The sequence below is a fragment of the Shewanella putrefaciens genome, from assembly GCF_016406325.1.
Classification (GTDB): domain Bacteria; phylum Pseudomonadota; class Gammaproteobacteria; order Enterobacterales; family Shewanellaceae; genus Shewanella; species Shewanella putrefaciens.
In genome coordinates this window covers 2,452,364-2,475,699 of record NZ_CP066370.1, presented here as the reverse complement: position 1 = coordinate 2,475,699, position 23,336 = coordinate 2,452,364, and the positions used below count along the sequence as shown (strand labels likewise).

Annotated in this window: 21 protein-coding genes; 9 read left to right on the top strand and 12 right to left on the bottom strand. The window is 42.2% G+C overall.

Annotation, left to right across the window (positions count from 1 at the left end):
- Positions 1-53 precede the first annotated feature (53 nt).
- Complete coding sequence (locus tag JEZ96_RS11030; RefSeq protein WP_011789078.1) at positions 54-551, top strand: GNAT family N-acetyltransferase; 498 nt, start codon at positions 54-56, stop codon at positions 549-551.
- Between the two features lie 95 nt (positions 552-646).
- Here JEZ96_RS11030 and fur read toward each other — a convergent pair whose 3' ends face one another.
- Positions 647-1,078, bottom strand: a complete 432-nt coding sequence (fur, locus tag JEZ96_RS11025; RefSeq protein WP_011789079.1) for a ferric iron uptake transcriptional regulator — start codon at positions 1,076-1,078, stop codon at positions 647-649.
- Positions 1,079-1,334: 256 nt separating this feature from the next.
- Between fur and cobB the strand changes: the two genes are divergently transcribed.
- The 4 genes from cobB (at position 1,335) to corA (ending at position 4,108) form a co-directional block, all read left to right on the top strand.
- Complete coding sequence (gene cobB / locus JEZ96_RS11020) at positions 1,335-2,069, top strand: Sir2 family NAD+-dependent deacetylase (protein WP_025007794.1); 735 nt, start codon at positions 1,335-1,337, stop codon at positions 2,067-2,069.
- Positions 2,066-2,515, top strand: a complete 450-nt coding sequence (locus tag JEZ96_RS11015; RefSeq protein WP_025007795.1) for an ATP-binding protein — start codon at positions 2,066-2,068, stop codon at positions 2,513-2,515. Before cobB ends, JEZ96_RS11015 begins: the two co-directional genes overlap by 4 nt.
- A gap of 138 nt (positions 2,516-2,653) precedes the next feature.
- Positions 2,654-3,034 carry a hypothetical protein gene (locus JEZ96_RS11010; RefSeq protein WP_025007796.1) on the top strand — a complete coding sequence of 127 codons (381 nt, stop codon included), beginning with the start codon at positions 2,654-2,656 and terminating at the stop codon, positions 3,032-3,034.
- Positions 3,035-3,160: 126 nt separating this feature from the next.
- Entirely contained in the window at positions 3,161-4,108 is a 948-nt protein-coding gene (gene corA / locus JEZ96_RS11005) for a magnesium/cobalt transporter CorA (protein ID WP_011789083.1), read from the top strand.
- 59 nt (positions 4,109-4,167) lie between these two features.
- Here corA and JEZ96_RS11000 read toward each other — a convergent pair whose 3' ends face one another.
- Positions 4,168-5,430, bottom strand: coding sequence for an HD-GYP domain-containing protein (locus JEZ96_RS11000; RefSeq protein ID WP_011789084.1), 1,263 nt, complete (start codon positions 5,428-5,430; stop codon positions 4,168-4,170).
- Between the two features lie 115 nt (positions 5,431-5,545).
- Between JEZ96_RS11000 and JEZ96_RS10995 the strand changes: the two genes are divergently transcribed.
- On the top strand, positions 5,546-6,241 hold the full coding sequence (locus JEZ96_RS10995; RefSeq protein ID WP_061783425.1) for a 2OG-Fe(II) oxygenase: 696 nt from the start codon (positions 5,546-5,548) through the stop codon (positions 6,239-6,241).
- Between the two features lie 16 nt (positions 6,242-6,257).
- Here JEZ96_RS10995 and JEZ96_RS10990 read toward each other — a convergent pair whose 3' ends face one another.
- From JEZ96_RS10990 to JEZ96_RS10975, 4 genes are all read right to left on the bottom strand, one after another.
- Positions 6,258-7,607, bottom strand: coding sequence for an ATP-binding protein (locus JEZ96_RS10990; RefSeq protein ID WP_011919441.1), 1,350 nt, complete (start codon positions 7,605-7,607; stop codon positions 6,258-6,260).
- On the bottom strand, positions 7,598-8,272 hold the full coding sequence (locus JEZ96_RS10985; protein ID WP_011789087.1) for a response regulator: 675 nt from the start codon (positions 8,270-8,272) through the stop codon (positions 7,598-7,600). Before JEZ96_RS10985 ends, JEZ96_RS10990 begins: the two co-directional genes overlap by 10 nt.
- A gap of 170 nt (positions 8,273-8,442) precedes the next feature.
- Positions 8,443-8,802, bottom strand: a complete 360-nt coding sequence (locus JEZ96_RS10980) for a hypothetical protein (RefSeq protein ID WP_011789088.1) — start codon at positions 8,800-8,802, stop codon at positions 8,443-8,445.
- A 167-nt stretch (positions 8,803-8,969) separates the two neighbouring features.
- Positions 8,970-10,295 (bottom strand): dicarboxylate/amino acid:cation symporter, encoded by a 1,326-nt coding sequence (locus JEZ96_RS10975; RefSeq protein WP_128090066.1) that lies wholly within the window; start codon positions 10,293-10,295, stop codon positions 8,970-8,972.
- A 216-nt stretch (positions 10,296-10,511) separates the two neighbouring features.
- Here JEZ96_RS10975 and JEZ96_RS10970 point away from each other — a divergent pair, with 216 nt between their 5' ends.
- A complete protein-coding gene (locus JEZ96_RS10970) occupies positions 10,512-13,067 on the top strand; it encodes an Ig-like domain-containing protein (protein WP_011919440.1) in 2,556 nt (851 codons plus the stop codon).
- A gap of 61 nt (positions 13,068-13,128) precedes the next feature.
- Here the strand turns inward: JEZ96_RS10970 and astB are convergent, their stop codons facing one another.
- On the bottom strand, positions 13,129-14,463 hold the full coding sequence (gene astB / locus JEZ96_RS10965; RefSeq protein WP_061783428.1) for an N-succinylarginine dihydrolase: 1,335 nt from the start codon (positions 14,461-14,463) through the stop codon (positions 13,129-13,131).
- Between the two features lie 328 nt (positions 14,464-14,791).
- Between astB and topA the strand changes: the two genes are divergently transcribed.
- A complete protein-coding gene (gene topA / locus JEZ96_RS10960) occupies positions 14,792-17,434 on the top strand; it encodes a type I DNA topoisomerase (protein ID WP_011789092.1) in 2,643 nt (880 codons plus the stop codon).
- A 185-nt stretch (positions 17,435-17,619) separates the two neighbouring features.
- On the opposite strand, the gene zomB is transcribed toward topA, so the two are convergent.
- Positions 17,620-18,399, bottom strand: coding sequence for a flagellar motor control protein ZomB (gene zomB, locus JEZ96_RS10955; protein ID WP_011789093.1), 780 nt, complete (start codon positions 18,397-18,399; stop codon positions 17,620-17,622).
- A 228-nt stretch (positions 18,400-18,627) separates the two neighbouring features.
- On the opposite strand from zomB, the gene cysB reads away from it, so the two are divergent.
- Positions 18,628-19,605, top strand: coding sequence for an HTH-type transcriptional regulator CysB (gene cysB, locus JEZ96_RS10950; RefSeq protein ID WP_011789094.1), 978 nt, complete (start codon positions 18,628-18,630; stop codon positions 19,603-19,605).
- 82 nt (positions 19,606-19,687) lie between these two features.
- Here the strand turns inward: cysB and JEZ96_RS10945 are convergent, their stop codons facing one another.
- The 4 genes from JEZ96_RS10945 to ppsR form a co-directional block, all read right to left on the bottom strand.
- Positions 19,688-20,350 carry a response regulator transcription factor gene (locus JEZ96_RS10945; protein ID WP_011789095.1) on the bottom strand — a complete coding sequence of 221 codons (663 nt, stop codon included), beginning with the start codon at positions 20,348-20,350 and terminating at the stop codon, positions 19,688-19,690.
- A 221-nt stretch (positions 20,351-20,571) separates the two neighbouring features.
- Positions 20,572-21,003 (bottom strand): acyl-CoA thioesterase, encoded by a 432-nt coding sequence (locus tag JEZ96_RS10940; protein WP_011789096.1) that lies wholly within the window; start codon positions 21,001-21,003, stop codon positions 20,572-20,574.
- A 154-nt stretch (positions 21,004-21,157) separates the two neighbouring features.
- Positions 21,158-22,231, bottom strand: a complete 1,074-nt coding sequence (locus tag JEZ96_RS10935) for a 3-deoxy-7-phosphoheptulonate synthase (RefSeq protein ID WP_025007797.1) — start codon at positions 22,229-22,231, stop codon at positions 21,158-21,160.
- A gap of 182 nt (positions 22,232-22,413) precedes the next feature.
- Complete coding sequence (ppsR, locus tag JEZ96_RS10930) at positions 22,414-23,226, bottom strand: posphoenolpyruvate synthetase regulatory kinase/phosphorylase PpsR (protein WP_011789098.1); 813 nt, start codon at positions 23,224-23,226, stop codon at positions 22,414-22,416.
- Positions 23,227-23,336: the final 110 nt, after the last annotated feature.

Here is a 23,336-nt window from a genome sequence, read left to right as displayed (position 1 = left end):
AAGTAAGTGTGTTACTTTACGCCTTATTTTCAGCAGTGGTATAGGGAGTTGAGATGATAACGCAGACCGAACGCTTAATTATTAGGCCATTTACAGAGCAAGATATTGAGGCGCTGTATTTGATGAATAGTAATCCTGCCATGCTGAAATACATTCCCACAGCGGCTTTTACTTCCCGTGAGCAGGCCGAAGTATTATTTCATAATGTGATCCAAGCAGATTACCAACAACACGGATTTGGCCGTTGGGCCGTTGAGCACAAGGCCGATAATAAAGTGATTGGTTTTTGTGGGCCGAAGTTTATTCCAGAGTTTAACGAAGTTGAAATTGGTTATCGTTATTTTCCTGAGTATTGGGGAATGGGAATTGGCAGTGAAGCGGCACAGGCTGCACTAAAGGTATTTCCACAATTTGGGATTGATAAAACGATAGCATTAATTTTAGAGGGAAACGTGGCCTCTGAAGCTGTGGCTAAACGCATTGGTATGTCTTGGCGGGAGTACAGTGAATTTATGGGGCATAGGGTCAATATTTACGCCAGAACATTATAATTATCACTCTAAATAAAAAACCAGCCGACGGCTGGTTTTTAGATTTCGTGTGTTTAACACCCTGCAGTCTAGAGACTGTGGCTAAAGACGGTTGACTACTCGTCGTTGTGATCGCAGTTGTCATTAGTGCAATGGCCATAGAGATATAAGCTGTGATTAGTTAGCTTAATATTATGCTTCATGGCTATTTCATCTTGACGACGTTCGATAACTTCATCTGAAAACTCAATCACTTTGCCACAGGATAGGCAAACTAAGTGATCATGGTGGTGCTGAGTCGACAATTCAAATACGGCTTTACCGCTTTCAAAATGATGACGACTGACGATGCCGGCATCATCAAATTGGTTTAACACACGGTAGACTGTAGCAAGACCAATTTCTTCACCAATATCGAGCAGTTTCTTGTATAAGTCTTCTGCACTGATATGTTGATTTTCAGGTCCTTGCATCAGTTCTAGGATCTTGACTCGTGGCAGGGTAATTTTCAAACCCGCTTTTTTTAGCGCTTGATTTCCATCTGTCATTGCTAATCTCTTGATTGCAGAACCAATAGGTTCATCCGTGGATAGAGCTTGTCATTATAGGGGGTGAAATTGAAAACTTAAACCTTTGTTCTAGCTTTCTGGTCTTATATGCAGATAAATTGTGTTAATTGGCGCGAAATTACAATAAATTGCGACAATTCAAGCATAGTTTTTGTAAGGTTATACCAAGGAATAATGTTCACGACCATAAAAGTCCGTGACAATAAGAATAATAAAGAGAATAAAAGGAATCGGCATGTACCAACATATAGTGGTATTAACTGGCGCGGGGATCTCTGCTGAATCGGGATTACGTACCTTTCGCGATCAAGATGGTTTATGGGAAGAGCATCATATTGAAGATGTCGCGACGCCTGAAGGCTATGAGCGTGATGCTGAGTTAGTGGAACGATTTTATAATAGCCGTTGGCAACAATTGCATAGTGGGGCAGTGGCTCCAAACCCCGCACATCAGGCTTTAGCAAAACTAGAAGCGCAGTTTGTAGGGCAATTATTGATAGTAACGCAGAATATTGATGATTTGCATGAGCGAGCAGGCTCCCGCCGGTTGTTGCATATGCATGGCGAATTGTCTAAAGGTCGGTGCCCGCGTTCGCGTCAAACCTTTCTTTTGCGTGAGCCATTTGGTCCTGATAATTGCTGTACCTGCTGTATTCCCGCTCAGCGTTTACGTCCCCACGTGGTCTGGTTTGGTGAAATGCCATTAGGAATGGATCGAATTCATGATGCGCTTGATAGTTGCGATCTGTTTATTGCAATAGGAACCTCTGGCACAGTCTATCCCGCAGCAGGGTTTGTGGATAGCGCAAATCATCATGGTGCTCAGACGGTTGAAGTGAATTTAATGGCTTCCGATAGACACAGTCAATTTCAATATCACCTTACAGGCAAAGCGGGTGATATAGTGCCTAGGCTTGTTGATACCATTTTGGCAGGTAAAGTGATTGGTAGCGACTTGGTGACAATATGAGCCAAAAACTCGCGATTATTATGCGTGGTTTGCCTGGAAGCGGTAAATCTTATTGGGTTGAGCAGTATATTGCCAACTTACCTTTGGATATGGCTTTTCGTCTGCGTCAATATGGACTCTTTTCAACCGATACATTTTTCTATCAGGGTAACGAATATCGTTTTGATGCGAAAAAATTGTCTGAATACCATCAACGTAATTTAACCGCGTTTATCCAAGCTCTCGTATCGAGTGAGCCTATTGTTATCTGCGATAACACTAATCTTTGTCACTGGGAATATATGGCCTATGATGCCGTGGCAAAAGCGCTTGGCTATCAAGTACGCATTGTACTTGTGGGCGAGCCGTTGAATACCGAGCATCAACGATTATGTGCGGAGCGTAATCGTCATCATGTTTCCCTTGCGCATATTCAACGTATGGCAATAGCATTTGATGCGTTTTAATCGATATTGTAATGAATCATCCTATGATAGCGTTCTTCTTTTTGTCACCTATTCCTTTTAAGCTTGATCTTACAGGCAGTTTATCCATTTTGACTCGCGTATAATGCGCTGCTGCGTATGGTTTTACGGGAGCTTTCCTTGCTAACAAAAATTCTGTTCACTCTACTGATCGTTATCGGTGCTTGGTTTTTGCTGTTAAAGCGAGGACGAAGTGTTGGTTCTCAAAGCCAAAGTCATTACCAAGAGAGGTTAACGATAGTGCCTTATGCACCTTTTTGGCGGCGTTATTTGATGACGGGATTATTTGTACTGATTGGAATTAGCACCTTAAGCTACAGTATATGGTACTGGCGTGATCAGCATAAAATTGTCACTGTGACTATTGTGTCACCCACTGGGACTCATAGTGGTGTGTATCAAGCCCGCAAGGGGGATATTTCAGAGGCAAAAATGGTAACAGTGGAAGGGATACATATTCGTTTTTCAACGGCTGAGCGCCTAGAGATCATTGAAGATTAACTTTTCTTTATTTTACTAAATTATCTTATGCATCTTTTCATTGCTAACTTATGCGGTAAACTAGCGACAATTTTTTAGCCTGCACTTAAGTGGCCTTTTCGCTTAGGTTTTGTTTCAGGAGGACAAATGATTACTGCTTATATCTACGAAAATCGTCACCTCACCGTGGCAGAAATCAGTATACAAGACAGTATTCCCACGTCGACCATTTGGTTAGATCTTTATAAACCTGATGATGCAGAGCGAGAATGGTTAAGTCATTTTTCCGTTGAAGAAGTCCCTGATGAAGAAGATATTAATGAGATTGAGGCGTCGGCGCGTTTTTATCAAAATAGCGATGGGCTTCATATCAACTCTCTGTTTCCACAACGTGTAGGCCAAGACGTCCGCGGTGTAAACGTCTCATTTAATTTACGCAGCAATTTTTTGCTGACTATCCGTGAAGAAGATGTAGGACTTATCCGCTTATTACGTAACTACCTACGTTTAGGTCGACTTGAGGTTTCTACTCCACAGGAGTTGTTCCTCGAGCTTTTTAATCTCAAAGTGGACTACCTTTCAGATTTAATCGAAGACGTATATACCGTATTGGAAAATGTCGGTGAGCAAGTATTTGATAACGATCAACTTGATAGCGTGTTCAAACTGATCACCTTGCAAGAAGACTCCAATGGAAAAATTCGTCTAAGTTTGCTCGATACTCAGCGTTCACTGCGTTATATGCAGCGTTACTACCGTGGACAATTGTCCGATGAGCATCTTAAAGATCTGCGGGAAATGTTGTCAGATATCGAGTCACTGATGCCCCATAGCCAGTTTATTTTCGATAAATTAAACTTTTTGCTTGATGCGGCGATGGGTTTTAGTGGATTACAACAAAATAAAATCATCAAAATATTCTCGGTTGCGGCAGTGGTATTCCTGCCTCCGACGCTCATTGCCAGTAGCTATGGAATGAACTTTAGCAGTATGCCGGAGCTTGAGTGGCAGTATGGTTATCCAATGGCAATAGTAATGATGTTAGCTAGTGCGGCAGGTACTTACTTTTTCTTTAAACGTAAACACTGGTTATAACACTAGGCCAGATTATTGAGACAAAGCCGAATAGTTAATTCGGCTTTTTTTATGACAGGTTACTTACGGCTATCGCCACCAAAATAGTAACTGACACGCTCACGGGGATTAAGATATTCATGTACTTTTTCGGGCAGAGCGGCCGGAGGAAGGCAGCGAACAATACTAATACCTTCCAGTTCAAGATCGACGATTGGCGCTTGATCCTTTGGCACTTGGGCATCGTAGACCAGAATCTTAGGACAGAGCAGCTTTTGCAGATTAACTGACATCACCATGGCATATTGACCACTGGATAATTCCACTACGCTACCAGGGGGATAGATGCCGAGCATTTTGATTATCTTTCCAATATATTCTTGATTTAACTTCGTTTTATATTGTTTATACAAATGCCCCAGAGCCGCGTATGGCATCATTGGTTTATCTTGCGGGTTGGGATAGCAAAGTGAGTCGTACTCATTTACTACTGCAAGAAGCTGTGACATTTGATCCAAATCTGCCTCCTTAAGTCCCTTAGGGTAACCAGTGCCATCAAGAAACTCATGGTGGTTAGTAATGGCGGGGAGTGCACTAGGTGGAAAGTTTTCCGCTAGTTTTAGTAGTTCAACTCCGAGTAATGGATGTTGTTTAATAAAGTTAAGTTCGGGCGCTGACCAAGGTGTTGATTTTTTAAGGATCTGCGGGGGGATTTTGAGTTTACCCACATCGTGGAAAAGGGCGCTTAAACCAATCGCTTCAATTTCACTGCGACTCCATTCCATCTCTTTCGCAATCAACATTGATAGAATGGCGACATTTAATGAATGGTAATAGATGCTTTCATCTTGCTTAGCATCACTCATTAAGTGCAGAACCAAATTGTCAGAAGTGAGTAGCTGTTCGACTATGCTATGGACTAAATCCTTTGCATCATCAACGGCGTTGAGTGGGCGATTACGTAGTTTGGAGATCATGCTACGCATCATCGCCACTGAGCGAGTAAAGTTTTGTTCTGTTTTATGGATATCTCTGCGCAATTTTTTTTGCACTTCAATTTGCTCAGCCTTGTAAAGTTCCATGTCATTTTTAAGGTCATGGATCTCTGGAGCAGGAGGCAACTTGATCGGGTTTACGGCATCAATACTCAAAGGTTCAACGTCGCTCCGCTCTAGATCGACGATAACATGTGCAATGCCAAGGTTTTTAATTAACTCAATTTGTGCAGCTTGTTTTATATGGAAGCTACTGAATAAAAAGGGATGATCTTTCCAAGCGACGGGCAAACGCACAAAGTTACCTATCTGGAGTTGATGAACTGACACTTTACAGCTTTTTTTCATATTTTTGTTATCGCGAAGTCAATGGTGTTATTTGATATCAATAATGCTGCTTTACAATTACTTAACTAGCATGTCAGCATAGCAAGTATAGAAACAATTACACCATTGAGGATGTATGGACTTTATTGAAGTATACCCTAATGCGTTACCAGATGACCTGTGTGACCGTCTGATTTTAGCATTTGATCAACATACTGGTGTTGTCGATGGACAAACAGGAAATGGTGTTGACCCAGAAAAGAAGATCAGCCGAGATTTAACCTTAGATAATTTTGACGATATGCAGCCCTTAAAAAATGAGCTTTTAAGTTATACCTTAAAAGGAGTTGTCGATTATTTTACTCAGTATTCTATGGCATTAATGGGGGCGGTGGCGGTATCAGTAAGTGATGCTGAGGGAAAGCCTACGACCTTAACCCCCTCAAATTTTGCTCAGTTGGGATTGCCTAAGGTTGATGGGCTAGTTAAATATTTGTATCGCAGTGGTAGTATCAATATTCAAAAATATCAGCGTAATAAAGGTGGTTATCCCCACTGGCATTCAGAACAGTTTCCACAAAGTGGCCATAATGAGGCCTTACACCGTGTTGTGTTTTATATGTTTTATCTTAATGATGTTGAGGAGGGGGGAGAAACGGAGTTTTACTACCAACGACGTAAAATTAGTCCTAAAAAAGGCACTATGGTTATAGCGCCAGCAGGGTTTACCCATTCCCACCGTGGCAATATGCCAATCAGTAATGATAAATATATTGCAACATCTTGGGTCATGTTTAACCGTGCTGAGCAATTATATGCGGTATACGCTTAATCATGGTATGTAGAGATTAGACTGGGATGCGGATCCTAAAAAGAGCCCCTTCCAAATGACTTTCTTCAATATCGAGTGTCCCACCATAACTGTGAACAATTTCATCGCATACGGCTAAACCAATACCTTGACCTGGCGATTGTGTATCGGCACGTACACCGCGTTGGATTATCTTTTGCCGCAGTGTTTCCTCTACACCTGGTCCATCATCTTCGACGATTAATTCAAATTCACCCAGTGCATTAAAATGAGCACTGAGCTGTACTTGGCTAATACATAGTCGAAAAGCATTTTCCATTAAGTTTCCACACAGTTCCATTAGATCACCTTTATTACCTGGAAACTGTAAGTTAGGTGCTATCTTGGCGGTAAAGTTAACTTGTTTATCGCGGTAAATTTTAAATAGCATCTGCGAAAGCTGATCAACCAGTGGTGCTATAGCGGTATGCTCTTGTTTTAGTCCTTGACGGCCGAGCATCGCGCGCTTGAGCTGATATTTAACCAGTTGATCCATCTGGCTTATTTGCTCCATAATCTTTTCATTAGCAGATTGCTTGCTTAGACTCGTATCGTCAGTGATGGCATGGACAGCGGCTAGACGAGTTTTAAGGCTGTGAGCTAAATCGTTCATCGCATTTTGATAGCGTTGTTGCTGGGCACTTGATTGTTGTAACATTTGGTTCAGTGCTTGAGTTACCCCTTCTAACTCAACAGGGTAACCCTCTGATAGGGACTTAGTTTTACCTTCATTGATCGATTGCAACTCATTTTGCATCAGTACCAGAGGGCGCATTCCCCAATAGGCAGCACTGACGAGTAAAATTAAGGCTAAGGCCAATACCATGGCTAAGCGCATGTAAGTCCGCTTACTGAATTTACTGTATTCTTGTTCAAGTTTCTCGGCATCTTTCATCACCAGCAGGTTATAGTGTACGCCTGCAATTTCTACTGCGAGTAAATAGACAAAGTAGCCTCTTTCATCCGCCATGGTTAGATAATAGGGCGGTGAATCGTTACGGATTTCATTAAAACGTTCGCAGGTATCAAATAAACCACGATCGACTGCGAGTGATGATGTCCATACCTGTTTGAACTTGTCATCACAACTAGCGATAACATAGCGTTCTTGTTTGTTATTTTCTTCGAGCCATGCGCTGGTATCAGGAATGAGATCATGTTCCCTTAACTCTGCGGCGACTTGAGGTATTTCGGCAATGAGTTGGGCAGTTTCTTCGTTGTAACTATTTTGCGCGTGCAGAATATTCACCATCCACGCTAAGCCAAAACCCACTAAAGTGATTATTGATAGTGAGGTGAGAAACATCCGCGTGAGCAGACGTTTCTTAAAGGTAAATTTTAGTTGCATGGCAGGTTAAATTTATATCCTTGGCCACGAATTGTTACTATAGGATTATCTATACCATCTCGGGTAAGTTTTTTACGTAGACGACTCACCATCACTTCAATTGTATTGGGGTCTCCTTCTTTATCGCCATAAATCACATCGAGTAAACGTTGCTTAGCGACAACTTCATGGCAATGACGCATTAAATATTCGAGAATTAAATATTCAAAAGCGGTGACTTCCATCACTTCATTGGCAAGCGTGACTTGTTTTGCGGCGAGATCAAGTTTTAACTCCCCACTTGTGATAACCGGTTTAACGAATCCAGCACTGCGGCGTACTAAAGCATCTAGCCTAGCAACAAGTTCTTCTTTTTGAAAAGGTTTGACTAAATAGTCGTCAGCACCAGCATTGAGACCTTCCACTTTATCTTGCCAGTTTACTCGTGCGGTTAAGATCAGAATAGGGGCTTTGAGTTCTGCGTCACGCAGTTGCTGAATAAGGCTGATCCCATCTTGGTCTGGTAAGCCCAAGTCGACAATCGCAACATCGATGGGGTAATTCGTGGCTTGATAAAACCCTTCTTTAGCCGTGAGGGCAACTTGTACCTGATTGCCTAAATCGCTTAGTTGTACTTTTAGGTGGTGGGATAAAATAACATCATCTTCAACAACCAAAATTCTCATAACATTTATGCCTCAACGCCAATTAGGCTCAGTTTACGCAAAATACCCACTGGAGCCAAATAGTGTCTTATCCTATCTAAGATGAACTTAACCTAGGCTGACCGAGGTTAATCATTGATTAAAATAAACACTAAATAGAATGTATTAAAAAGAGATTTGAGTGCGCAATGTTAATGAATAGAGGAAGTGCCCCAATAGGATTTTTGTCTCCTTAATCGCAATATACCGTTAAAGCAGAAAATTGCACCAAAGGTAAACAGCATTACAGCCCCCATAATTACCGCTAATCTTATCCAAGGTGTACCGTGAGCCATTCGTATTTGTATTGCATCAATAGCGGTAACACCCCAAACTGAAAAAATACTGACAAATAGAATGACTTGTAATAACCGTATGATGAGGCTGTGTTTAAGATATATGCCAAGTGGTGCTAGCGCAAATGCACCTGCTAAATATAGCTGGTCATATCGTAGGAAATGGGCACTCAGTAACCAATAAGCGACAATTATCCAAATGCTTCTCCACCACATGTTGTTTCTCCATTATGCTGAAATTAAAAATTTAACTAATGTAGCGAGAAATGAAGTTTCATTCTACCCGTATGTTCACACTTATGGATATCATGCATGACTGGCACATAAATAAAAACGCCACAGTGATGTGGCGTTTTTATTAGGAGTCATATGCTAAACAGGAGCTAGATTTTTGAATTATCCAGTAGGTGTACTTGTTCATCAAAGCTTCGTGCAACTTTCCCTGCTTGAGTGTTATTAAACACAGTTTCATTAAATTCGCCTTCAGATTTAGCTATCACAACAGTGGCGACACAATCACCGGTAACGTTAACGGCGGTACGCACCATATCGAGTAAGCGGTCAACACCAATGATCAATGCGATACCTTCTACAGGTAAACCCACTTGATTGAGAGCCATGGCCAGCATAATAAGACCGACACCAGGTACTCCTGCCGTGCCGATAGATGCCAGAGTTGCTGTGACTACAACGGCGGCATAATCGGTCAGTGTTAATTCAATTCCAAACACTTGGGCGATAAATACCGTGGCGACACCTTGCATAATTGCGGTGCCATCCATATTGATGGTTGCACCAAGGGGGAGAGTGAAAGAGGCTATTTTATTATCGACACCTAATCTGTGTTCAGAAGCTTCAATTGTAATCGGTAGGGTTGCATTTGAACTTGCCGTTGAAAATGCAAAAAGCTGCACATCGCGCATTTTGCGAATAAAGATAAGCGGGTTTAGCCCCGAGAGAAGCTTGAGTAACATTGGGTAGACAACAAAGGCATGGACTAATAATACAACGAGTACTACAAAGAAGTATTTTACTACACTTCCAAAAGTCTCAAGACCTAAGGTTAATGCGAGTTTTCCCATCAGCGCAAATACACCGTAAGGTGCTAACTGCATAATTAAGGTAACGACGCGCATTATCACTTCATTTAAATCTTCAAATAATACGGCAACTCGCTTACCTCGCTCACCAATATGCGCAATAGCAAATCCGAAAATCACTGCAAATATAATAATTTGCAGCATATTCCCTTCACTCATTGCTTGCATCGGATTGGTTGGCACTATGCTAATTAATACATCAGCTAATCCAGGTGCATCCTTAGCAACATAGTGCATTTTTTCTGTAGCTAACGATGCGTTACCTGGATGAACAATCACTGCACTGATAATTGCGATAGTTAAAGCAATTGCAGTTGTAAATAAGTAAAAGGCTAATGTTTTGCCACCTAAACGGCCGAGTTTTGATGGTTCACTGAGTGAGCATGTCCCACAAACGAGAGAGATAAACACTAAAGGTACCACTAACATTTTTAAACTAGAGATAAAAATAGTGCCGATAACATGCAAAAAACCTTCGGTTATATAATCTTTCACAAACACACTTTCAGGGAAAGCGCTACGAAGCAAAAGTCCAAAGAGAATACCACTTGCCATACCTAACAGAATTTTGCTTGTGAGACCGAGTTTACTTTTAAGCGAGGTTGCCATGGGGGTTCCTGTATGTTTTTTGTACTTTCTATTTTTTGGCGTTCACAAGCCTAACAAGAAAATGCAGAAGATGAAATGATGCCAAATGTTAAATATGTTTTTTATAAAAATAAATAGATGTAAAAATGTATAATTTTGGTGAAATTTGTGTGTTTTTACTCTATAGATTATAGGCATCTAGTTAGTATTATCATCTAAGCAACAGGGAGCCTGACAATGAAGTCAGTGTATAAGGTTTTTCTTGTAGGATTATGTTCACTTTTCTTCGTTGCCTGTGGTGGTGGGGGCAGTATTTCCGATGATGGTGGTGGCTCAACCCCAACACCAGGCGTCATTACCGTCAGTCTTACTATTTCAAATACTAATATTTCAGCTGCTACACCTGCGACAGTGAGTGCGAAAGTTGTTGATTCTAAGTTAGGCGTTCTTGCTAATAAACTGGTCACGTTCACCCTTGATGATAGTGCATTGGGTGTTTTTCAAACGCTAGAGGATACGGCATCTAACGGTGCGGTTGTGACTGATGCAAATGGGGTTGCATCTCTTAAATTGCTCACAGCGCAAAAAGCAGGAGGCGGTGTTATTACTGCAAAAGTGTCATCAGGTGAGTCTGGAACGATCCCTTTTATGATGAAAGGAGACGGCGGTAATGCTGGAGGTGGCCCTCAAGTGACATTAAAGCTAACCGACGCTGCAGGAAATTCAATTAATAGCATTACATCGACAACGCCTGGCATATTGTCGGCAACGGTGACCGGACTCACTAAAACCGTGATAGTGACTTTTGATTCCACAATTGGTGATTTGCCCGTCAAGACGGCCATTACTGATCTCAATGGTAAAGCGAGCGTTAATTTATATGCAGGTAGTACACCGGGTGCGGGGACTGCAACTGCGTCATTAAGTACGGGTGAGGTAGGGGAGCAAGTTTTTGTTGTGGGTGCTACCAATGTGTTAATGGGAAGTGGCTCGCCTTTTGTTTCGGGTAAGGCTGATGTGAGTGCATTAACCTTATCAGCAGGAGGGACTGCAACTATTTCAATCTTATTACAAGATGATCAGGGGAAAGCGTTTACTGAGCCAGTGGATGTTCGTTTTGCTTCAACCTGTTCAAATAAAGCCAGCCCTGAAGCAATAATTAGTAGCCCCGTGACCGCGGTGGGTGGGCAGGCTACAAGTACATATCTTGCCAAAGGATGTGTGGGTATTGACAATATTACGGTGACCGCGGATGTGGGTGGCAAAAATTTGTCAGCGACGGGTAGCATTACAGTGTTGTCAGCAAGTGCAGGGAGTGTCGTTTTTGTTGATGCCACGCCCGAACATATTGGTATTAAAGGGACTGGAATCAATGAGTCTTCTACTTTACGTTTTAGGGTGTTAGATACCAACAATAATCCAGTCGCAAATAAAGCGGTCAGTTTTAAATTGAATAATAATTCAGCTGGATTGACGTTAACCCCCGACACCGCAACATCAAACAATCAAGGGTATGTACAAACAGTGGTTAATTCCGGCACCGTTGCCACAACGGTAAGGGTTACGGCAAGTATTGATGGGACTAACCCATTAATTTCCAGTCAATCCAATGTACTTGTTGTTTCGACAGGTAAACCAGATCAAGACAGTTTTTCACTCTCAGCTTCCGTTTTTAATGTTGAAGGTTGGAATTATGACGGCGCTAAGGTCACTATTACAGCCCGTCTAGCCGATGCCTTTAATAACCCTGTACCTGATGGAACCGCTGTAGTATTTACTGCTGAGGGTGGTTCGATAGAGAGTTCTTGCCAAACACAAAAAGGGGTTTGTTCCGTGGTATGGACAAGCCAGCAACCTCGTCCTGTGGGGGTTGATGGTAATGGACCACTTTTTGATGCAAATGGCAATCAGAACCAAGATCCTAATGCAATGCTTAGAGCCGAGACCAATTTTGCCAGTAAAACATATCTGGGAAATTATTTTGGTCAGCCCTATGGCGGTAGGGTGACTATTACTGCCACTGCTATTGGTGAGGAGTCATTTCCTGATTTAAACAGTAACAACATTCTCGATACTGATAGTGAGTTTAGTTTATTTGTGGGAACTCCTACGAATTGTGGTCGTGATAATAGTGGGGATTGTTATGATCTTACTGAGGCATTTGTTGATCATAATGAAGATGGTATTTATACACCTAAATATCCAAAGAATGGTTCAACGGATACTTCTGGTGATCGTGAGACTTTTACCGATTTTATTGACCCAGTTAACCCGACAGGACAAGGTGTCTTTGATTTAGCCGACGGAGAGTACAGTGGTGTGTTATGTGACAATTCCGCTGCGGCATCAGTCAAATGCAGTCCGCAAGCATCCATCTCCGTACGCCGCTCACTTGTATTAGTGATGTCAGGAAGTGATGCGATTGCCACTCGTGCTGAAAATACCTTAATTGCCGATGCTATTCCCAATAATGGGCAGATTGATATTGCGATTAAAGGCACTGCCTCCGTGATGTTTACTATTGCTGATATCAATAATCAACAAATGCCTGCTGGAACTGTGGTGAACTTTAAAGCAACGGGCGCGACGGTGACAAGTTCAACGAGTTACACATGGCCGAGTACAAATTATAACGGTGGCCGTCAGTTTGTGGTTAGCTTAAAAGGTGGCGATCAAGCTGATTCAGGAAATCTAATCGTCACAGTTACCACTCCGGGTGTAAAAGATGCGCAGGGAGGGGATATTGCTGGAACAACAACGGAGGTATTAAATATTCCTATTCTTGTGAGATAGCTCGATGCGCTAAAAACAAGGTGCTATTGGCACCTTGTTTGGATTGTTTTAAAGCACAACGCTATTTCTGGAATTGGTAGACGCTGCCAAGTTTCATGATCTGAGAAAGTTCATCTAGTGCCGTGCGTGATTCAATAATTAACTGTGGGTCAGCTAAATCTTGGGTCGTTAATCTGTCTCTATAATGTTTTTCTATCCAAGTGTTTAAGCGGTTGAATAAGGCATCATTGAGCAGAGTATGTTGATTGACTGCCGTTATTTCTTTTTCATTCATCGCAACCCGTAAACGAAGGCATGCTGGTCCCCCTCCATTTTGCATGCTTTGTTTTACATCGAAATAAAGCACTTGTTTAATCGGCGTGTTTAGTGTCAGTAATTCATTTAAATAAGCAAGTACCGCAGGGTTTTCTTGGCAATCTGTTGGGGCAATAATGGCCATTTCGCCTGAGGCAAGAGTGATAATTTGCGTATTGAATAAATAACTTTTCACCGCATCTTGAATTGTCACTTTTGCTGTTGGCACTTCAATAAAATACAGTTCAGTGTCGAGCTTGCGTTTAATTTCATCAATTTTCTGTTGGGTATTTAAAAATGCTTGCTCGTGGTAGAACAACACATTTTGGTTACCGACAGCGATAACATCGTTATGGAATACGCCTTGATCAATCACATCAGGATTTTGTTGAATGAAGACACAATTATCGTCTTCAAGCTGATGTAAACGAGCCACAGCCATCGATGCTTCTAAAGTCTGTCTAGCTGGATATTTTTGCGGTTTAGGCGCGTTGGGATTAGTGGCTTCTTGTCCATAAACAAACAGTTCAACACCTGCATGACCATACTCTTTGCAGAGGCGAGTGTGGTTTGCGGCGCCCTCATCTCCGAAGCTATTATGCTCAGGTAAGTGACTATGGTGATGAAAATAGTGGGGATCACTGAAAGTTGCTGTTAATATGCGCCCCGTTGTCAAAGGCTCTATACTGCGATGCAGTTTATCGACTAAATTTGCTGGGGTGAAATGCAGTTTGCCGTCACGTGTATCTGCACTGGGTGAAACCGTTGCCGCATTCGCCGTCCACATGCTGGAGGCGCTGCAACAGGCATTAAGCAATATTGGTGCTTCTTTTGCTGCTTGTTTTAATACATTAGCATCAGAGCCAGAAAATCCAATTCGGCGCAATGTGTAAAGGTCTGGGCGCTCTTGAGGGGCTAACATGCCTTGAACTATGCCCATATCGGCCAGTGCTTTGGCTTTTTGAAGTCCTTGTTTAGCTGCAGCTTTGGGGTTAGAAACTAAAGCAGCGTTGCTGAGTGAGGCGACATTGCCAAATGATAACCCTGCGTAATTGTGTGTTGGTCCAACGAGTCCATCAAAATTCGCTTCAAAGTGCTTCATTGCTTATCCTTGTGATAGGGAAGTTATTATTTGTTCATCTGGTCCCTGAGGGAACCCAGTATACTGAAGCTTTTCGAGCACACAAGCGGACGGTTTTGTGCTCAAAGCGACTTTTTGACGATAAATGCATAACTATTTCTTGCTTGCTGGCAAATAATGAAATATTAGTTTTTAATTACGCATATTATATTTTTACATTTTTTCAACTTTGATTAAAAAGTGACTCGCTGGTACATATAAAAGAGGGATTAACTTGAAACTAAGAGTACAACCCTCTATATATGGTGCCAATTTCCACCTTCTTGAGATTTTTGGCGCAAATTAAACTATGGGTAAATCGCTAGTTATTGTCGAATCACCGGCCAAAGCTAAGACTATTAATAAATATCTTGGCAAAGAATTCATCGTTAAATCGAGCGTAGGTCACATCCGAGATCTGCCGACATCATCGACTTCAGAAGGCAATGAAAAGGTTAAATCTGCTGCCGAAGTTAAGAAGATGTCGCCAGAAGAAAAAGCTCAATATAAAAAGGTGAAGGATCAGCAAGCGCTGGTGTCTCGCATGGGCGTTAACCCTGAAAAGGGCTGGGCGGCTAAGTACCAAATTTTGCCAGGTAAAGAAAAGGTCGTTAAAGAGTTACAGGCACTTGCCGATTCTGCTGACCAAATCTATCTCGCAACCGACTTAGACCGTGAGGGAGAAGCTATCGCCTGGCATTTGCAAGAGGTGATTGGTGGTGATCCTTCACGGTATCAACGTGTTGTTTTTAACGAAATTACTAAGTCTGCGATTCAAGATGCTTTTAGCAAACCGTCGACACTCGACACTAACATGGTTAATGCCCAACAAGCCCGCCGCTTTTTAGACCGTGTGGTGGGCTTTATGGTGTCACCACTCTTATGGAAAAAGGTGGCGCGAGGCTTGTCAGCGGGTCGAGTCCAATCCGTCGCAGTTCGCTTAGTGGTTGAGCGAGAAAGTGAAATCAAAGCCTTTGTGCCAGAAGAATTTTGGGATGTACATGCCCAGTTAACTACACCCGCAGAAGAATCGCTGCGGATGGAAGTGGTTAAGCATTTAGATTCAGCTTTTGAACCCATCAATGAGCAACAAGCATTAGCTGCCGTGCAGGCTTTATCTTCAGCGAGCTTTAAAGTCATTTCCCGCGAAGATAAAGCGACACAAAGTAAACCTTCAGCCCCTTTTATCACCTCAACTTTGCAGCAGGCTGCGAGTACCCGTTTAGGGTTTGGTGTTAAGAAAACCATGATGATGGCTCAGCGACTTTATGAAGCAGGCCATATCACTTATATGCGTACTGACTCAACCAATTTGAGCCAAGAAGCACTCGAAAGTGTGCGTGATATGATTGGTAAAGCATTTGGTGCCAAATATCTACCTGCAGAACCTATTCGTTATGGTTCAAAGGAAGGGGCACAAGAGGCTCATGAGGCGATTCGTCCATCAAATGTCCACGTAGAGGCCACAGATCTAACCGATATGGAGCGTGACGCTCAGCGTTTGTATGAGCTTATTTGGCGTCAGTTTGTTTCTTGTCAGATGACACCAGCACAATATGATGCAACCAAATTAACGGTGAAAGCGGGCGATTACGAATTAAAAGCCACGGGACGAACGCTGCGTTTTGATGGTTGGACACGGGTACAAACCGTGCTCAAGAAGAAAAATGAAGAAGATAATACATTGCCATTCGTGTCACAGGGCGATGTATTAGCGTTGAAAGAGTTACAGCCTAAACAACATTTTACTAAGCCGCCAGCACGATACAGTGAAGCTTCTTTAGTTAAAGAATTAGAAAAACGTGGCATTGGCCGCCCATCAACCTATGCAACCATCATTTCAACGATTCAAGATCGTGGTTATGTAAAAGTCGAGAATCGTCGTTTCTATGCCGAAAAAATGGGTGAAATTGTCAGTGAACGATTAGTCAGTAGTTTTGCTGATTTAATGAGTTATGACTTTACCGCCAGCATGGAGCAAACATTAGATGATGTGGCTCGCGGCGAATTAGATTGGAAAAAAGTGCTTGATGGTTTCTATGCTGACTTTACTAAGCAATTAGAAAAAGCGGAGCGTGATCCTGAAGAAGGTGGCATGCGTCTTAACCAAATGGTGATGACGGATATCAAGTGCCCAACTTGTGGTCGTCCTATGGGGATCCGTACTGGTACAACTGGTGTTTTCCTTGGTTGTTCTGGTTATGAGTTGCCCCCCAAAGAACGCTGTAAGACGACGATGAACTTAACGCCTGGTGTTGAGGCGATTAGCGAAAATAGTGAAGATGCTGAAACAGATGCATTGCGTGCGAAGCACCGCTGTGGTATCTGCGGCACGGCAATGGACAGTTACCTGATCGATGAGAAGCGTAAGTTACACGTTTGCGGTAACAATCCGATTTGTGAAGGTTATGAGGTTGAAGAAGGCCAATTTAAGATCAAAGGTTATGAAGGCCCATTGATTGAGTGTGATCGCTGTGGCCATGATATGGAATTAAAGAATGGTCGTTTTGGTAAATATTTTGGCTGTACTAACGAAGAATGTAAAAATACTCGTAAGTTACTGAAAAATGGTGAGGCAGCGCCGCCAAAAGAAGATCCCATTTACTTACCAGAGCTCAAATGCAGCAAATCTGACGCGCATTTTGTCTTACGTGATGGTGCCGCAGGTATCTTCTTAGCGGCCAGTACTTTCCCTAAATCACGGGAAACGAGAGCGCCATTAGTGGAAGAATTGGTGAAATACCGTGAATTGCTGTGGCCTAAGTACCAGTACCTTGCAGATGCGCCAATCTGTGATGACGAGGGCAATAAGGCTGCTGTGAAATTTAGCCGTAAAACAAAAGAGCAATACGTTGCTACTGAAGTTGACGGTAAAGCGACAGGCTGGTCTGCGCATTACATCAATGGTAAGTGGGTGAGTGAGTCAACGGCTAAAAAAAGTAAAAAAGCGTAATTGATTAATTTTTTAGATAAAGCATATTTGCAAGTTGTGTCGTGTGAGTATGCTTGATTAGCTAAAATTTAATGGTTGCGTGAGCTTATCGAGTTGTAAAAAAGGCCAAGCTATTGAAGCTTGGCCTTTTTGTTTTTATTAATTTGTCGTAAGTGATGTGTTGAACATAAACGCTGAAGGCAATGTTACCACTTCTTTTTCGGCTGAAATAACATATCAATATCGTCTTCTTCGTTTTTAGGTTTTGGTGAGCTTGGCTCTGATTGTTTTTGTGCGCCCATAATCTCATCTAGCAAGAGCTTTGCTTCATCAACTTTACGACCAATAAATGGATCATTAGGGGTTTGAGCTTTAATAGCGTGTAATGTTGCTAAGGCTTTAGTGACCATTTGTTTGGAAGACCCATATTGCTTCATAAAGCTTGCTGCCCGAGCGCGGGACAACATAGAGTCAACATTGATCCTAAGTTGTAAGCTATCAATGCGATTTTCTTCTTGGGCAAATACACTCGGATCGACTCTTCCCTTATTGTGTTCCGCGCGTAAAATGGCTTTTAATTTCTTTAAGGTTTGCACTAGCGCTAAAATTTGTTTGTCATTATCGGGCAATCTAAAATTCTCAATGGGAGGGACTTGAGGTGTGTTAGATTGCAATGTTGCAATTTGGTTTTTGAGATCGGCAAGGCGGCGTTGATAATCCCCCTGTTGCTGGTTTGCGCTTAGGGTAGTTGCGATCTCTAATGCATCTTGCACTCGGCGGTACAGCACCAGAATGATGTGTGTACTGCAAGGTATCATCCCTGTATTGGATAGTACCGTTTCTGTTTCATCAATAATGGCCCTTTGACGGGCAAATTCAATGCGGCGCTCCGCCTCAGCGCGCTCTTTTTGTTGTTGTATAACGTTAATTCCGATAACAAGCAGTAAAAGTGCACCGATGAGGATCAGAACAAAGGTGAATGTCATAGATGTTCCATTATTTATTCAATTGAGCTAATGCTACAATAAATCAATAAACTAGCATAGTTATCTTAGCCTAGGTTATCATTTCTGTCGTATGAATCTTCAGGGTTATGTTCTATATTCCTATTTGCTTTAATTTTTACTATATACTATAACAATTCATTATAGCTGAGTGTGATTTAGGTGCTCAGTGTTCAACAATATTCAGCGTATTTGAGACAAGGATATAAAATGAAACTGCAACAGCTCAGGTATATTGCTGAGGTCGTAAAACACAATCTCAACGTGTCGGCAACCGCTGAAAATTTGTACACATCTCAACCTGGGATCAGTAAACAAGTTCGGATGCTGGAGGATGAGTTAGGGATCCAAATTTTTGGTCGTAGTGGTAAGCATTTAACCCATGTTACCCCCGCTGGGCAGCAGGTAATTAATATCGCTAACGACATTTTAGGCAAAGTAGAAAGCATTAAAAAAGTGTCTGAAGAATATACTAAGCCGGATCAAGGTGAGTTAAATATTGCGACGACAGATACTCAGGCCCGTTATGCATTGCCAACGATTATTCGCCAGTTTATTGATCGTTACCCCAAAGTGAACTTGCATATGCATCAAGGGACACCATCACAAATAAGTGAGCAAGCTGCACGAGGCGATGCGGATTTTGCGATAGCAACAGAAGCGATGCACTTGTATTCCGATCTGATTATGTTGCCTTGTTACCATTGGAATCGCTCAGTAGTCGTGCCAAAAGAGCATCCTTTGGCTACGCGTACGCAAAAAATGACGATTGAAGACCTAGCGCGGTATCCTTTAGTCACCTATGTATTTGGTTTTGACCGTGCTTCAGAAATAGAAAAGGCATTTAATCGTGCCAATTTAGAGCCGCGAGTGGTTTTTAGCGCCACCAGTGCCGATGTGCTGAAAACTTATGTGCGATTAGGGTTAGGCGTTGGAGTGATAGCGTCTATGGCTATTGATCCTAATATTGATAAAGACTTAGTTGCCATTGATGCGGGCCATTTATTTGCTCATAGTACAACGAAAATAGGTTTTAGAAAGGGGAGCTTCTTACGTAGTTATATGTATGACTTTATTCAGCACTTTGCGCCACATTTGACTCGCGATGTGGTTGAGAAAGCGGTTGCTCTGCGCGATCAGCAGCTTATCGATGAAATGTTTGCTGATAAAAATCTACCAATGCGTTGATATTTTCTCTTTTGGAGATGTAAAAAATGCCGCTGATATCAGCGGCATTTTTATGGATACGATTCTTAAATGGATTTAAACATTAAGATAAATCGACTTTATCCATTTCTAACTGGGCTAGAGCAATAACCGCTTGAGTACGGTTACGAACGCCTAATTTTCTGAAGATAGCGGTGGCATGGGCCTTAATGGTCGCTTCAGATACACCTAAGTCATAGGCGATTTGTTTATTGAGTAAACCTTCGGCAAACATTTGCAGCACTTTATATTGCTGTGGAGTCAGATCCGACAGTTTACTTGCCATTTTATCGATATCATCATCTTCAATGGGAATGATTTCAGCACCAGCAGGTAACCAAATATCCCCAAACAATACGGCACTCAGCGCTTCTTTTAGCGTTTCCATCGATGCAGATTTAGGAATAAACCCACTGCTGCCGTAATGGATTGCTCGGCTAATTGTATTGATATCCTCATGGGCAGAAATCACCACAACGGGAAGCTCAGGATAGTGAGAACGTAAATGGATCAATGTCGAATAGCCGTGTGAGCCGGGCATTTGTAAGTCGAGTAAAACCAAGTCGTAGCTTACATCATGTGTATCCAAAACCGTTTGTAAGGCTTCGGCACTGTCGGCTTCATACCATTTGGCTTGCTCAAAGGCACTGGTCAATGCTTGACGTAGTGCATTTCTGAACAATGGATGATCATCTGCGATAATAATATTTAAGTTTTCTTGCTTCATGGCTTTTTTGATTATCTATGTGGCGCGTGAAGATTAAATCCAATGTAACAGAAAAGTAATCAGGGATCCTATTGCTTTATGCAAGAACTGCGACAAAATTTTTATATGTTTCTGGTTGTTATAATGGAGTCTAGATATTCTGGCGCGAAAAATGTCGCGTACTTGAGTGTGAAACTGTGCTTATTTTAGCGGCTCAAGTACGCTAGGTTATTGCTTAAATATTATTCTTTAGTCCAAACTTGTGTGGGATTTCGTTGTTCGTCTACCGCAACAAAGGTGAATACTCCGCGAATAGCATGCTCTCGATGATCATGGTACATATCTTCAACGAAGATGTTTACCTCGACTTTTAACGAGGTATTCCCCACATGGATCACTCGGGCGATAAGTTCCGCTAGTGTGCCAGCGGGGATCGGCTTTTTAAAATCAATTCTGTCTGAGCTTACTGTGACGAGTGCTTTTCGGCAGAAGCGGGTGGCCGCAATAAAGGCAGTTTCATCCATCCATGCTAATGCTTCACCACCAAATAAGGTATTGTGATGGTTGGTGATGGAAGGAAAAACGGCCTTAATGACACGGGCTTCGGATTGATTAATTCTGTGTGCGATATCATCGGGGAAACTTGGACTAGCAGCATCGGGTGAATTGGGCATACGGCAACCTGAGGTTATGCGTTTTTAAAGAGGCAAAATTATAGAGAGTTTTATCCCTGAATCATAGAAACCACTGAGGTTATAACAATAGAGATTCTGCTATTTAATAAAAAAGCTCCCCGAAGGAAGCTTTGTGTTGAAACTGTTTAGTGATTTATTGTCCATCTAACATTAGTAATTCACGTCTTTCCCGAGAAGCATTGGCGAGATCCCGTAATAGCTTTTCAGAGTCATCCCAGTGTAAGCAGGCGTCAGTGATACTTTTGCCGTAACATAGGGCTTGGCCGTCAACCACTTTTTGATTGCCTTCTTGTAAGAAACTTTCGGCCATGATACCCGCGATAGCGGTACTGCCCGCCCGCATTTGTGCCATGATCGACTCCGCTACAATTAACTGCTTGAGATGATTTTTTTCACTGTTTCCGTGGCTAAAATCCACGACCATACGCGGAGTGACATCTACTGACTCTAACTTTAAACGTGCTTCTTCAATATCTTGAGCGTGATAATTAGGTTTTTTACCGCCGCGAAGAATGATATGTCCAAACGGATTACCGTGGGTGCGGTATACAGACATGGCGCCATCTTTGTCTGGTGAATAGAAGATATGGGGCACTTTAGCAGCGCGCACAGCATCAACGGCAATATTGATATTGCCGTCGGTACCATTTTTAAATCCTACTGGGCAAGATAGGGCAGAAGCCATTTCACGGTGGACTTGGCTTTCCGTGGTGCGGGCACCAATGGCGCCCCAAGTGATTAAATCGGCTATATATTGGCCGTTCACCATATCTAAAAACTCGGTGGCTATGGGTAATTTCAGTTCTGTGATTTGTTGTAATAATTGGCGTGCAATACGCAACCCTTTGTTAGGCTCAAAAGTGCCATCAAGATCAGGATCTGAAATGAGTCCTTTCCAGCCAACAATTGTGCGGGGTTTTTCAAAATACACGCGCATTAGAATACACAAATCGTCTTTCAACTCTTGATGCAAAGCGGCTAAACGGTGGGCGTATTCAAGCGCTGCTTTTGTATCATGGATTGAACATGGGCCAATGATCACGAGCAGACGTTGATCCTCGCCTGTGATAATCGCTTCAACTTCACGACGTTGTTGGATAAGGTAATCGGCTGCATCTTGAGTTAAGGGATACTCAGATGCCAGTTGTGCAGGTGAGATGACTTTAGCTAATAAGGTTGTACGTAATTCGTCAGTTTTAATGGTCATTCAAAATACCGAGCTTGCAGGCGGCGCTTTTCGCCAGATTGCCTCGGATTATAACGAATCGAACCGAGTTGCACAGTGGCAATTGCGTTAATTCTCGGCAACTGTGCAATGAATTTGATTTAAGCTAGATTCATTTAAACTAAATTCACTCGGTTTATCTCACGGTATTTGGCTTTACAGCCCTAGAACATATGCCGTTCAAGGCCTGTGACATCTAATATTTTTGTGGCTATTTCTTCCACAGAATGATTAGTCGTGTCTATATAAGGAATACGTTCGCGTTTAAACATCATTTCCACTTCTTTAACTTCTAAGCGGCACTGCTTGAGTGATGAATAACGGCTATTTTCCATTCGACTCTGGCGAATTTCATGCAAACGTACAGGATCAATGGTTAAACCAAAGAGTTTTTTCTTATTACGTTTAAGGGCTTCAGGTAATTTGAGATTATCCATATCATCTTCAGTGAAAGGGTAGTTTGCCGCTTTAATACCAAATTGCATCGATAAATATAAGCTAGACGGGGTTTTACCGCAGCGAGAAACCCCCAGCAAAATTAAATCCGCTTGATCCATATGTTTCATGGTTTGGCCATCGTCATTATCCATGGCGAAATTGATCGCATCGATACGTGCTTCATAGCCGTGATTTGCTTTGCCATGGGTTCTGTGTACAACAGGTGAAGCTGAAACACCTAAATGTTGTTCGAGTGGGGCCACAAAGGTATTTAAAAAATCATAATCAACGCCTTCGCTCGAATAAATAATGTCGCGAATTTCAGCTTTTACGATGGAATGGAAGACTAATGGCCGTTCACCTGTTGTAATAAAACAATCATTTATTTGTCGCTTAACTTGTTCTGCCTTTGCCAAAGTTTCTACGAATGGAATTGTAAGTGACTCAAATTCTAATGGAAATTGCGAGAGAACTGCATGTCCAAAAACTTCAGCTGTGATCGCTGTCCCGTCGGAGATGTAGAATACTTTTGGTGCCATACTGACCTCTTGTAGTAATAAAATTACAAATAAAATTATAGATTTACGCTTCTTCGGCAGGAGTGTAAAATGCCGTTGCCCTCGTGTGAAGGGGCCACTGAAATAAACTT